Below are 13,812 nucleotides of genomic sequence, written 5' to 3' on the forward strand. Positions count from 1 at the left end.
TTACTTTTATCTTATTTCTATATCGACTTTGAGAACATCTTGTCTCCACCATTTTGGGCATAGCGCAGTTTATTGTCGAATATCCTGGCAATATTTCTTAAAAATACCATTCCCAAATCCGTAACTTCCATTTTTTCCTCATCGAATCGGATGATTTCCTCTTCGGCCATTACTTGCAATTCATCTTTTAATGTAGTTGGTAAAAAGGCCTTTAATTCATCGGTGAAGAATAATTCCCGGCGACAGGTAATATCTAATATTGCACGTTTTACAATCAGATCTTCCTTATTCAAAAAATATCCTTTCACCAAATCTAAATCGCCTTTCATTGCAAAGCTTTGGTAAGTCTTAATATCCTTGTTGTTCTGTACGTAAGCGTATTTAGCATCAGAAATAGAAGATGCTCCCAAACCAATCAATAGCTCGGTATGCGAAGTATTGTATCCCATAAAATTACGGTGCAAACGCTTCTCTTCCCTGGCCTTATATAAATCGTCGGTCTTGAGTGAAAAATGATCCATTCCTACATCACAGAAGCCAAGTTCTTCTAATTTTTCCTTTCCCAGATCGTACAAGGCTCTTTTGGCAGCGCTATCCGGAATATCCTCATCGGTAAACATTCTTTGTCCTTTGGTTTTCCAGGGCACATGAGCATAGGAATAATAGGCAATCCGATCTGGTTTTAGTTCTGCTACCTTTTCGAATGTATCGCGAACCGAGCTTAATTGCTGTTTAGGTAAACCATAAATCAAATCGAAATTAACCGAATGATAACCAATTTCTCTGGCGGCAAGTGTTACCTCTTTCACCACTTCGAAACTTTGTTTGCGATTGATCACCCTTTGCACTTCAGGGTCAAAATCCTGAACACCATAGCTTACTCTTCGGAATCCAACCTCGTACAAGGCTTGTAAATGCTCGCGGGTAGTGTTGTTGGGATGTCCTTCGAAACTAAATTCATAATCGGGATGTAGTCTTGAATTTTCCTTCAATCCATTAATCAATCTTTTTAAATTCCCGGGACTAAAAAAGGTAGGTGTTCCACCTCCCAAATGTAATTCGCGAAGCACAGGAGCTTGTCCAAAAGTATCCAGATAAATCTTCCATTCCTGCAAGAGCGCATCAATATACTCCTCTTCCAGCCCATGATTTTGGGTAATGGTTTTGGTACATGCACAGTAGGTGCAAAGCCGCTCGCAATAAGGCAAATGCACATAAATACTAATTCCTTTAGAATTATTCGATTCATCAAAAGTCTTTTTCACCACCTGCAACCACTTGCTAAGCTCAGGTTTTGCATCGTCCCAGAATGGTACCGTTGGATAACTGGTATATCGGGGTACCGGAACGTTATATTTATCGATTAATTTTTCTCTATCCATAACTCTAATTTTTTGCTGTAAACTTTACAAATATATCTGTTTTTAGATGAATCGGTTCTTTAAGTACCATCCATCTCATTAAAAACTACACAAGTGGATGGACTCATCGATTTTTATCGGATTTCTGAATTTGATTAATCTCAATTCTTGTCATTGATCCGAACAAAACAGATATTTGCTAAAACCCATCAAACTTATTGAGATGAAAGAAGGACTACAAGATGATTTTTTGAATAAATGGCAAAAATACTTTGATGAAAAAGCGGAACTTCCCATTGCCTTTTGGTTTAGTGAAGATCGCATTCAGAAGGAAGAAATTGTTAGCAAATCGTGGAATTGCCTGATTGGATTGCTGCATAAAATAAGACATGGAAAATCTGCAAGCTTTTCGGTATATTCCATCGGATGCGGTGGTGGAAAATGCTATTGTGGTTTTGCGGATCGTCCTGAAGGTTTGAATGTATTTCTTTCCACCGGAAAGGAAAGATATTTGAAAAATCCGGAGATAGCACAAAAAGCCATTGATGCATTTCCTGTTTTTAAAGCTCCTGCAAAATATATATGCTTTAAGCGTTGGGATCGACTTACTGAAGAGGATAATCCGGATGTCGTGATATTCTTTGCCACTCCCGATGTGTTATCCGGTTTATTCACGCTGGCCAATTATGATCAGGAAGGCCCTTTTGTAAACATTGCGCCATTTTCAGCAGGTTGCGGATCGATTATTAGCTACCCTTATCAGGAAAGTAAAAAGGATAAACAAAAAACTATATTGGGGATGTTCGATGTTTCAGCTCGCCCCTATGTTCCGGAAAATAGTCTAAGTTTTGCAGTACCAATGAAAAAATTCGAAAGTATGATCGATAATATGGACGAAAGTTTTCTGACTACAGACGATTGGAAAAAGGTACAAAAGCGCATTTCAAAATAACGGATGGTGTCCTGAATAAGTTTTTGTATTTTCAATCCTCCATTTAAAACAACTAAGCTATGAAGCCAAACGAAATTGTGGTGGTAATCAATCCGGGATCTACCTCTACTAAAATTGCCTTGTACAATAGAAGTAAATTGATTGCAGAAAAAGTAATGCGCCATGCGCAGAAAGATCTGGATCAATTCCGGAAGGTTACCGATCAATTTGAATATCGATACCAGATGGTGGAAGCTGCCTTAGATACGATGTTTCGCGATAACAAGCTTATTGTTGTTGGGATGGTTGGCCGTGGTGGAATCGTGAAGCCTTTAAAAGGTGGAACCTACCGAATTAACGAGGCTTTTTTAGCTGATGCACAAAGCGGAAAATATGGCGATCATGCTTCTAATTTAGGTAGTATGCTTGCCAATGAGCTAGCCAAACATTTCCATTTAGCCGAAAGCTATACGGTTGATCCTGTTTCTGCTGGCGACATTGTGGATAAAGCGAAGATATCAGGTGTTCCGGGGATTGAACGCAACCGGCGCGGACATCCTTTAAATATGAAAATGACTGCCCGTAAAATTGCCCAACAACAAAACATACCCTACCGGGATACAAAATACGTGATTGCTCACTTGGGTGGTGGTATTTCCATTGCAAGTGTGGAGGGTGGTAAAATCACCGATGTGAATGATGCCTTGATGGGAATGGGACCATTTTCGCCCAACCGTGCCGGAGCTATTCCCACTCGCGGGATCATGGATTTATGCTATTCGAAACCGCGAAATGAAGTAGAACAGCAATTGAGCAAGAATAGTGGTTTAAAAGCCTATTTGGGTGTGGATGATTTACGGGATGTTTTCAAATTGATAGACAATGGGAACAAACAAGCACAGTTAATATATGAGGCATTTGTTTACCAAATTGCCAAGGAGATCGGAGCCTATCACGCCGCGATGAAATGCAAAGCAGATGGAATCATTATAACTGGTGGAATAGCCTATTCCGATCGGTTTATTACTGATTTGAAGGAATACGTAGCTTGCCTTACAGCTTTCTTTATTTATCCCGGCGAAAATGAAATGGAAGCCCTCGCCGAAGGTGCTTTTCGGGTAATTGACGGAAAGGAATTGGCTTTGGAATATTAACTTACATTAATGATGGAATCGATAAATATTTGCCATTAAACCCTAATACTACCTACCATATTTTTCCTGCAGGGGTTTATTAATCACATCATACAGTCTTCCTTGTAGGGTTTTAGTATCCTGTCTTGTTAATCCTGTAGTCGGGATTAGCGGATGGATGATAACTTCTGCCACACCTGGGCTCGCATTGCCTTTAAACAAACTACCTCGTTGTAATCTTTTCCAATTTGTGGTTTGTGTTATAGGCAAAATAGGAATTCCCATTTGTATTGCTATCGATACAGCACCGGCTTTAAATTCCCCCAATTTGGGTGCATCTTTTGGTATAGTACCTTCTGGTAGAATCACTAATGGATGTCCGTTATCGATAACCTCCATCATCTTTTTAAAGCTTTTTAATGCACCCAATCTGTTGTGCCTATCCACCAAAATATTCATGCCTGAAGTATAGAATATATGAAATAGTGGCCATTTCTCTATTTCCTTTTTACCCGTAAATACAAAGTATTGATCGAAAATAGCATATAGGGTTGCCGGATCGATAAAAGAGCTATGATTGGAGCATATTAAAAAAGGCTGATTAGTAATTATATTCTCTTTCCCCTTAATCCGGATAAATATTCCTGAACCATAAAGCCATACTTTAGCATATACTTTTATCACTTTAAAAGCAGTTGGAAATCTCTCTTTTCTCGATAACAAGTACTTAAATATGGGATAAAACAGCACGAGTGTGAAAATGAAATAGATCAGAAAATACAGCTTGTATAATATTCGAAAAGGAAATAGTAAAATGTTCATTCTAAATTGAATTTAAATTCATTGTATATGCCGGCAAAGTTCACCAGAATTAAGAAAGTAGATCGTCATTTTTAATAGCAAATATCAAGGTACATCTTTTTAGTAAAAATAAGATTTATTGTTTTTATAGAAATCAAAATGAAATCCGGAAAATTAGATGGAGGATAAGCGGAATAAGAAAATGCCACTCCAACGGAATGGCATTTTATCTCTCTTTCTTTTCCCTTAGAATTTACGGAAACCAATTAATTTGCGTACTTCTTCGAGAGTTTTTGCCGCACTTTCACGAGCTTTTTCTGCTCCCAAGCGGGTTACCTTGCTTAAGTATTCATCATCTTTTGAAATATCAAGAATCCGCTCGCGAATTGGTGAAGTAAAGTTGATAATATCTTCTGCCAATTGCTTTTTCATATCGCCATAGCGGATCTCGCAATTGTTATACTTATCATTGAAAAAATCGTAGGTATCTTTTGTGGATACCACATCCATCAAGGTAAACAGGTTATGAATAGCCTCTGGTTTTTCCTGATTCATCTCTGTTGGACCACTATCCGAAACGGCTTTCATCACTTTTTTACGAATATCTTTCGGATCATCAATCAGGCAAATGGCATTTCCTTCTGATTTTCCCATTTTACCGGATCCATCCAGTCCGGGTATTTTTACAAATTCACCCGAAAAAGAATAAGCCTGAGGAATGGGGAAAGTCTCCTCACCATAGGTATTATTAAAACGACGAGCAAATTTACGAGCCATCTCCAGATTCTGTTCCTGATCTTTTCCCACTGGTACTTTTTGAGCCTTGTGAATCAAAATATCCACAGCCATTAATACCGGATAGGTTAATAGACCTGCATTCACATTTTCTGGTTGCTTCCGGGCCTTATCCTTGAAAGATGTTGTGCGCTCCAATTCGCCTAAATAGGCATTCATGTTCATCAATAAATACAACTCAGGAATTTCAGGCACATCACTTTGTACATATATACTAGCCTTTTCGGGATCAATACCACAAGCAAGGTATTCGGCCAATACACGCTTCACGTTGTCGTGCAGGTCGGCAGGTGTTGGATGTGTAGTCAAGGAATGCCAATCAGCAATAAAGAAAAAGCAATTGCTCTTGTGCTGCATTTGCACAAAATTCTTTACCGCACCGAAATAATTTCCCAGATGTAAATTACCTGTAGATCGAATTCCACTTACTACTGTATCCATGTTTAAATCATTAATTGCTCAGTTCTGAGCTGTTTATACTTAGAAAAATTTCCTCGCAAAATTATGAAACGAAACCGACAATTAAAACTATCCGACCAAACTTACATCAAAATTTACAGTGACTGAGTCTGTATGGTGGAGATTTGCAATCATTCTAAAGATCACGAACAATTTGGAAATGGAGTTCAAATTAGACGTTGGTCTTACATTCTGCACTTGTAGTTGATGATTTTGCAGATGTTTTCCTGCGATCTGCATTTGGAGTTGACTATTTTGGAGATGTCTTCTCGCAATCTGCATTTGCAGTTGACTATCTTGGAGGTGTTTTCTATTCATCTGCACTTGCAGTTGATGATTTTGCAGATGTTTTCTCGCCATCTGCACTTGCAGTTGATAAGCTTGCAGATGTTTTCTATCAATCTGCACTTGAAGAAGAATACCTTAGAAAGATAGCTTGGGTTCTCTTACCTGCGAGGGATTAAAGGAGGTATAAAAGAAATAATAGCAAGGAATAAAAAAGGCCGAATCGGAATGATTCGGCCTTTAGTATTATTTTAATAGAGATCTTACTTTGCAGTAGGACCAGCTACATAATCGAATGTTGGATTTGGAGCTGATTTAGTACAAACAAAATCCATAGTGTATATTCCGTTTGAACCATCGTAAGTTGTAAATGTAACGATATAATGTACATCAACACCTTCAACTTGTGCAACAGCTTCAGGGAACTTATTAGGTAAGAAAGCTGTTTTCAGAGCTTCTTTTACAGCCTCGTCCCAAGTAGCGAAGGTAGTACTATCAAATTTTCCATCTCTTAAATCGAAATTTGAATAATGAGCACCCGCTCCGTAATAAGCTTCAGCAGTTCCATAGCTATCTACATAATCAGCACTAACATTAGCATTAACATAATCAACAATGATCTGATAATCGTCTGAAACCATTGTGTACAATACGGTTGGATCAAACTTCCATCCATCTGCAAATCTTAGATACTGATCTGTTTTATTAATGGTTGAAGTATATTCTACCCAAACACCATCAGTTAAAGTATATTCTTTTGCTCTGGTTTCGGTAACACCGCCACCTGCATAATACTTATAAACAGTTGCGATTTTATCTCCTTCAGCAGCATATGGGAATTTCTCTCCCAAGAAAATTGGTAAATAACTTTCAGGAGCATCAGAACCAGAGAAGTTATTGTATTTACCTGGAGTTCCCATTGAATCGTAATCAGCGGCTTCCAATTCGTAAAGGGTAACACCATCAGGAATTTCAGGAGCTACTTTTTCAGATTGTGCCCATACCGAACCATCAAAAGCCCAGAATTCTGTTATTTCAGAAACACTTCCATCATAGTATTTATAGGTAACAGCAACTTCATCATCTTGAACAGCATCAGGATATTTTGTCAAAAGAAAATCTGGCAAATAATCTGCTGCTGGTGTAGTTGATGAGAAGTTATTGTATTTACCAGGCTCGTTAGAACCAGTACCCATAGAGTCGTAATCTGCAGTACTTAATGTATAAGATTGAATTGCAGCTAAGTCTTCGAGGTATGCAAGATAGTCTTTCAAATAAGTAAGACTTCCCTGGTAATACTTATAGGTAACATTGATTACCGAATTTTTATCTAAAGTAGCATACTTATCATTTAAGAAAGCAGGAAGATAATCAGCAGCAGGATCATAAGAGCTAAAGCTACCATATTTAGCAGGATTTTCACCTATTGCTGCATAATCGGCATCGGTAAGCTGGTATTGTAAGTTCTGGATGTTCTTGACTCCGCCTTGTGCATCAAGATCATTGTAAACATCCCCCATTGGATCGCAACCGGCAAAAATCAATGCCAGAAATGATACCATATATAATAATTTTTTCATACGATTTAATTTTACGGTTTTACAAATGACTGATTAAAATTTAATTTTCAAACCTGTTGACCAAGTAGTACCAAAACCATAGTATACTAAAGCAGAGGCTGCATCATGACCTGCTCCATCAGCAGATTTAGATACATAAGAAACATCGAAAAGGTTATATACATTACCGTAAATAGATGCTTTTAAACCAGCAATTTTAAATCTGTAGTTGAAGTTCATATCCATAATACCAACTTCTGGTATTTCCCAAGCATCTACTCTATCCTCAGCACCATTGGTTCTGTTTGTAGGATCGAAATCTGAATAGTTGTTTCCGTAATAAACGTAATCAGCACCAACTCTTAATTTAGGTAATACTTCGTAGCTTACAGAAACAGATCCGGTAAGTTGAGCCGAGTTTCCAACATGAACATCCTTAATGAATGCGCTATAGTCACCAATCTTCACATTAGCATCATCATAAAGACTAAAGTTTACATCATCCTGATATTTCCAATCACCATAAGAGAACATACCATTAACTCTTAATTTTCTGGTTGGATTATAAGAAGCTTCTACTTCGATACCTTGGTGAAGTTGATTCAATCCACCGATATTAGCAGTTTGTCCTTGTAAACTCATTACCAAACCTCTGTCTTTCCAGTTGGTGCGGTATGCAGTAACAGTAGCTTTGAAATTAGGAGAAGTATAACCATAACCGATTTCAGCAGTAATGATTTTTTCATACTTCACTTTATCGTTGATGTCATTCTTATAGTTCAAGAAAACATTAGTGAAATATGGAGTTCTTTGAACGTAACCACCGTTAACAAATACGTGGTGTACAGAGTTGATTTTGTAGTTGAAACCAGCTTTCACATTCCAAGGATAGAAATGTTGCCAATCGGTTGCCTGATTTCCAGGAGTATATTGGAAATAATCAACACGCTTGTAGCTTTTTCTTGCTAACGCACCTGATATAAATGCACTATAGTTATCATCTACATATTCCATTTGTGAAAACAAACCAGTGTACATTACTTTACCATCGTTGTGATAAGAGTATTTGTCTCCTTTTTTTAATTTAGTATTAGCATCGCGATTGATATTTGCACCATCTAAAAAGAAAGAACCACCTAACAAATCTTCTACTTCTCTGTAGTGTTCTCCTTTATAATAACGACCATCGAAACCAGCAGTTAATTTCATTTTATCGAAATTCTTAGTCAAAGTTGACAACAAACCAGTCCAAACATGATTGTTTACAGAGTTTCCGATTACAGCTTGAGAACCGTCAACAACGTTAGCCTTGTTTAATTCTGCTACGCCATCAAAATCCAATAAACCATTTGCAGTTCTCATTGTTTCTGCATAGTCTTCACCGGTTTTGTTATTTACACCTAACCAGTTTGCTTTGTTACCGGAAACTCTTCTTCCTCCACCAGTACCAATAGAACCATACCATGAAGTAGTCAAGTTGGTTTCATCGTCTATTTTCCAATAGTCGTTTAATTGAGCCTGAGGTTTGTGATAGTAGTTATATCCATATCCACCACCATACATTTTTCCTTCGCGGATACCGTAATCAGAGTTGAATTTATACTTGTCCTTATTGTTACGATATTGCTGAATTGTGTGCTTATTACCTCTTTGGTTGTGCCATTGAGGAGCACCAGTGATCATGAAAGCAAGGGTATGCTTGTCATTTATTTTTTTAGAAACATTTGCAAAATAACTCCATGCATCGAAATCTGTTCCTTTTACATATCCATTACCATATGTGTGCGATCCAAGAAGAGATACTGCCCATCCATTATCTAACATACCAGTTGACAATGAAATTAAATCTTTTCTGTATCCTGAGTTTGCAACACCTGTTTTAATTACTCCGCCTTTTTTAGCATCGGTTGAGTTGGTTAAGATGTTGATGGTTCCTCCAACAGACGAAAGTCCAAGCTTTGAAGCTCCAAGACCTCTTTGCACCTGCATGGTACGAGTCACATCAGAAAGACCGGCCCAGTTAGACCAATACACTTTACCATTTTCCATATCGTTAACAGGGACCCCGTTAATCAATACACCTACGTTATTTGAATCAAAACCACGTACGTAAACAGTAGCATCTCCAAATCCACCACCTTCTTTAGAAGTATAAATAGAAGGAGTTGTTTTTAAAATTTCAGGATATTCCTGAGTTCCTAATTTTTCCTGGATAATTTCAGGAGAGATAGTTGAAACAGAAATCGGTGTTTGACGATCGGTAACTACCGAAGCCATCACACTTACTTCTTTTAGACCTACAGCATCAGATTCTAATTTAATAGTACCCAAATCCTGAGCTCCTTTTAAGGCAATTTCTTTATCAAGAAATCCCACGAAACTTACTAGAACTTTTGATGTTCCCTCTGGCAATTGCAGTGTAAAAGAACCATCAAAACCCGAAACAGTACCAATTGTAGTGCCGGGAACAACGATAGATGCACCAGGTAAACTTTCGTTGGTGCTACCGTCAACAACCACCCCTTTAACGGTGGTTTGAGCAATAGTTGCAATGGACAACATCATAATTGCTGCCAATGACAAAATACTTCTCATAGCTTTTTTCATAAAAACGAATTGTTAGGTTAGTAATTATGCAGCAAAATCGCTACAAAATCATCTCACATTCCTTGGAGAAAAGGATTACAAAAATGGTTGGTTTGAAGTGGAACTGCAAATAATTTATACTTTTATTATCGCAGTTCATCCTTCGTTTTTGGGAGTTCATCGAAAAAAATATTTTCATCACTGAAATTGGGATTCAATTCTTTAGACAAGCTCTATATTATTCGAAACAAAATTAAAGCTTTTGGCTTTTAAAAATGGGTACGGAAGGTAATATTTTTCTTTTTAATTCCATAACCTGAAAACTCCCAAAGAATTAGTTGATTACATTATCTAAATAGAATTTTTAAATAAGATTAATTCCTATCCTTGAAAGCACAAGGATTTTAGGAAATTTTAACATCCCAATTATCCTTAATTATTTTCATTCTAAATTAATCCTAAAGCTGTATTTTAATTTCTCCTTCGCAAAAATAAACAATTAAGTCCTTTAACTCCTTTAATTTAACATTAATAAAAGTGTAAGAAAACATCAAATCTCAGAAGTGAAAATTAATACAGTAAATACGGATAATTAAAAAAAATAAAGCGTACTTTTGCAGCCGCAATTTCAAGTATGCAATCGATTCAATTCCAATATTTTCAATGAAAATAAAATTGACTAGTTGCATTTTAACTGATATTGCCTTACAATACAAGTATTGATCCTTAAATAATTGGATCAAATAATGGGACAATCCCTGATAAAGAAGAAACAAGATGAAGAAATTAAGGAACATTGCGATTATCGCTCACGTTGACCATGGTAAAACAACTTTGGTTGATAAAATGATAATGCATAGTAACATTTTTAGAAAAAATGAGAATCCTGGAGATTTAATCCTGGATAGCAACGACCTGGAGAGAGAGCGTGGAATTACCATCTTGTCAAAGAACGTTTCTCTTGAGTATAAGGATGTGAAAATAAACATTATTGACACACCGGGTCACTCTGATTTTGGGGGTGAAGTGGAGCGAGTACTTAATATGGCAGACGGAGTTTTGTTGTTGGTTGATGCATTTGAAGGAACCATGCCTCAAACTCGATTTGTTTTATCTAAAGCTCTTGCTCTTGGATTAAAACCGGTTGTGGTAATTAATAAAGTAGATAAACCAAATTGTCGTCCCGAAGAAGTTCAGGAACAAGTTTTTGAATTGATGTTCAATCTGGAAGCGACAGAAGAGCAGTTGGATTTCCCAACTATTTATGGCTCGGCTAAGCAAGGCTGGATGTCGAAAGATTGGAAAAAACCTACTACTGATATTACTGCTATTCTGGATGCAATTTTGGAATACATCCCAGAACCAAAAGTCTTGAAAGGAACTCCACAAATGCTAATTACGTCTTTAGATTATTCGAGTTATGTTGGGCGTATTGCTGTAGGACGTGTACATCGGGGAGAATTGCGCGAAGGAATGGATGTTAGTTTGGTGAAGCGTGATGGAAGCATGAAGAAATCACGAATCAAGGAATTACATGTATTTACTGGCTTGGGCAAAGAAAGAGTTTCTAGTGTGAAATCAGGTGAGCTTTGTGCATTGGTGGGAATAGATGGTTTTGATATTGGAGATTCAATTTGCGACTTAGAAAAACCAGAACCATTGGATCCTATTGCTATTGATGAGCCAACTATGAGTATGTTGTTTACCATTAATAATTCTCCATTCTATGGTCAGGATGGAAAGTACGTAACTTCCCGACATTTAATTGATCGTTTAGAGTTGGAGTTGGAAAAAAACCTGGCACTAAGAGTAGAAAAAACGGATTCTGCAGATTCTTACAATGTTTTTGGTCGTGGTGTACTTCATTTGTCTGTTCTTATTGAAACAATGAGGAGAGAAGGTTATGAGTTACAAGTTGGACAGCCTCAGGTGATTATTAAAGAAATTGGTGGTGAAAAATGCGAACCAATTGAAATTCTATATGTTGACCTTCCTGAAGATGTATCGGGTAAGGCAATCGAATTGATTAACCAGCGAAAAGGGGAGATGCTTACGATGGAACGTAAGGCGGATCGAATTCATCTTGAATTTCAAATTCCATCCAGAGGAATTATTGGATTGAGAAATCAAATTCTTACTGCAACTGCAGGTGAAGCTGTAATTTCTCATCGATTTCTTGAATACCAACCTCATAAAGGTGTAATTCAAGGTCGGGTTAATGGTTCGTTGATTGCAATGGAAACAGGAACAACCTTTGCATATGCCTTAAATAAATTACAGGATAGAGGTCGATTTTTCGTATCGCCACAAACTGATATTTATCAAGGTCAGGTGGTAGGAGAACATACTCGTGCTGGAGATTTGGCAATTAATGTTACCAAAACTAAAAAACTAACCAATATGCGTACTTCTGGTACCGATGAAAAGGTTAGACTTGCTCCTCCAACTATTTTCTCTTTAGAGGAAGCTTTAGAGTATATTCAGGGAGACGAGTATGTTGAGGTTACTCCAGGGAGTATTAGATTACGTAAAATATTATTATCTGAAATCGACAGAAAAAGAGCGGCGAAGTAATTTCCGTAAAGTTTTTACTTGATTCGGAATTCAAAATAAATATATCAAGAAAGAGCAATTTCCTTTTGGAAATTGCTCTTTTATTTTTTAGGGAAATTATATTTTTTTATTCAATGCGAATACATTTGGCCGGACATAATTCTGATACTCTTTGGTTCAATCTGAGCTCGTCCTCAAAAATTTCAAGAATAAATTGCCCATTCCTACCATCTGATCCTATCAGATCGCATCTTCCATCTCTTTCATTCATTTTCCAAAAGGCTGGTGCAATTTCTACGCAATAACTACATCCTATGCACTTTTTTCTTTGATGAATAATTCTTGACATCATCTTAAAGTTTAAATTTTGTTACTAATTTATTTAGAATTCAAAGATAGATTATTTTCTTAATGTATCTAAAGTAAAGAAAATGAGGATTGTATGATTAATTTGTGATTTATTTTAGTACTGTGTATTGCATATTACCTTTTTTTATACGTATATTTGTATAACAAGCTTGCATGCTTAGGATAGTATTATAAATATTTTAGCTATGAAAACACGAATATATAAATTGAGATGGCTTAAAAAAATCATGTTGTTGGTTCTTGTTATTTGTTTTGGAACAATAGAATCACAAGCACAATACAAATGTGATAATATAAATTCCATTCAAGTTTTGTCTCCTATATTAAAAATAGTAACTGATAAAATTAGTTCGGGGATTACCTATTCGGAGCAAACGGGTGATCAGCCCGAAGTTTCCTATTTAGACTCGGGCATATTTCTATTGGAAGAAAATCTGAAAGTATGTAGAGATTTATTGATCCAGATAAATGACAGTACAACTTGCATTAACGAAATGAAGGTTACTGAAAGCAAGTCAGAAATAAAGAAGGAGATGGATAGCAATACAAGTAATTCTATTCAATTTCCTGTGAAGAAGAAAAGAAAAAGCATCTGGAATTTTCCAGGAAATAAAAAATCAAGCATCTAAAATATTCCAACGATGAAGATAGAAAACACCAAAGCCCAAATGCGAAAAGGAGTGCTGGAATATTGTATTCTTTCCCTACTTTCCAGAAACGATGCCTATGCATCCGACATCATTAAGGAATTAAAACAAGCCAAAATGATTGTTGTGGAAGGAACACTTTATCCGCTCCTAACTCGTTTAAAAAATGCAGGTTTATTAAGTTATCGATGGGAGGAATCCAAACAGGGACCTCCAAGAAAATATTATACTATTACGGAAAAGGGAAATAACTTTCTCCAAGAACTTGATCACTCCTGGCAAGAATTAGTTGATGCCGTAAACACTATTAAAAAATAAGACCCAAAACAATAT

At 36.7% G+C, this 13,812-nt stretch carries 12 protein-coding genes; 6 read left to right on the forward strand and 6 right to left on the reverse strand.

Features of this window, described 5'->3' with window-relative positions:
• Window positions 1-17 precede the first annotated feature (17 nt).
• Window positions 18-1,382 (reverse strand): oxygen-independent coproporphyrinogen III oxidase, encoded by a 1,365-nt coding sequence (gene hemN, locus DLK05_RS08320; RefSeq protein WP_127343552.1) that lies wholly within the window; start codon window positions 1,380-1,382, stop codon window positions 18-20.
• Between the two features lie 202 nt (window positions 1,383-1,584).
• Between hemN and DLK05_RS08325 the strand changes: the two genes are divergently transcribed.
• Together DLK05_RS08325 and buk are read left to right on the forward strand one after the other, a co-directional pair.
• Entirely contained in the window at window positions 1,585-2,313 is a 729-nt protein-coding gene (locus tag DLK05_RS08325; protein ID WP_127343553.1) for a DUF169 domain-containing protein, read from the forward strand.
• A gap of 59 nt (window positions 2,314-2,372) precedes the next feature.
• Complete coding sequence (gene buk / locus DLK05_RS08330; protein WP_127343554.1) at window positions 2,373-3,446, forward strand: butyrate kinase; 1,074 nt, start codon at window positions 2,373-2,375, stop codon at window positions 3,444-3,446.
• 48 nt (window positions 3,447-3,494) lie between these two features.
• Here the strand turns inward: buk and DLK05_RS08335 are convergent, their stop codons facing one another.
• Both DLK05_RS08335 and trpS read right to left on the reverse strand, forming a co-directional pair.
• Entirely contained in the window at window positions 3,495-4,247 is a 753-nt protein-coding gene (locus DLK05_RS08335) for a lysophospholipid acyltransferase family protein (protein WP_127343555.1), read from the reverse strand.
• Window positions 4,248-4,472: 225 nt separating this feature from the next.
• The gene (trpS, locus tag DLK05_RS08340) at window positions 4,473-5,462 is read right to left on the reverse strand and encodes a tryptophan--tRNA ligase (protein ID WP_127343556.1); all 990 of its coding nucleotides are present in this window, start codon (window positions 5,460-5,462) and stop codon (window positions 4,473-4,475) included.
• A gap of 197 nt (window positions 5,463-5,659) precedes the next feature.
• Here trpS and DLK05_RS08345 point away from each other — a divergent pair, with 197 nt between their 5' ends.
• Entirely contained in the window at window positions 5,660-5,944 is a 285-nt protein-coding gene (locus tag DLK05_RS08345) for a hypothetical protein (protein ID WP_127343557.1), read from the forward strand.
• A gap of 84 nt (window positions 5,945-6,028) precedes the next feature.
• Here the strand turns inward: DLK05_RS08345 and DLK05_RS08350 are convergent, their stop codons facing one another.
• Entirely contained in the window at window positions 6,029-7,345 is a 1,317-nt protein-coding gene (locus tag DLK05_RS08350; RefSeq protein WP_127343558.1) for a hypothetical protein, read from the reverse strand.
• 33 nt (window positions 7,346-7,378) lie between these two features.
• Window positions 7,379-9,931: a TonB-dependent receptor gene (locus DLK05_RS08355; RefSeq protein ID WP_127343559.1), complete on the reverse strand. Its 2,553-nt coding sequence runs from the start codon at window positions 9,929-9,931 to the stop codon at window positions 7,379-7,381.
• A 756-nt stretch (window positions 9,932-10,687) separates the two neighbouring features.
• On the opposite strand from DLK05_RS08355, the gene typA reads away from it, so the two are divergent.
• Window positions 10,688-12,484, forward strand: a complete 1,797-nt coding sequence (gene typA, locus DLK05_RS08360) for a translational GTPase TypA (protein WP_127343560.1) — start codon at window positions 10,688-10,690, stop codon at window positions 12,482-12,484.
• A gap of 106 nt (window positions 12,485-12,590) precedes the next feature.
• Here typA and DLK05_RS18035 read toward each other — a convergent pair whose 3' ends face one another.
• Entirely contained in the window at window positions 12,591-12,815 is a 225-nt protein-coding gene (locus tag DLK05_RS18035) for a ferredoxin (RefSeq protein WP_127343561.1), read from the reverse strand.
• 202 nt (window positions 12,816-13,017) lie between these two features.
• On the opposite strand from DLK05_RS18035, the gene DLK05_RS08370 reads away from it, so the two are divergent.
• On the forward strand, window positions 13,018-13,461 hold the full coding sequence (locus DLK05_RS08370) for a hypothetical protein (protein WP_127343562.1): 444 nt from the start codon (window positions 13,018-13,020) through the stop codon (window positions 13,459-13,461).
• Between the two features lie 12 nt (window positions 13,462-13,473).
• Window positions 13,474-13,797: a PadR family transcriptional regulator gene (locus tag DLK05_RS08375; RefSeq protein ID WP_127343563.1), complete on the forward strand. Its 324-nt coding sequence runs from the start codon at window positions 13,474-13,476 to the stop codon at window positions 13,795-13,797.
• Window positions 13,798-13,812: the final 15 nt, after the last annotated feature.

Origin of the sequence: Ancylomarina longa (genome assembly GCF_003996985.1) — a bacterium.
Lineage (GTDB): Bacteria > Bacteroidota > Bacteroidia > Bacteroidales > Marinifilaceae > Ancylomarina_A > Ancylomarina_A longa.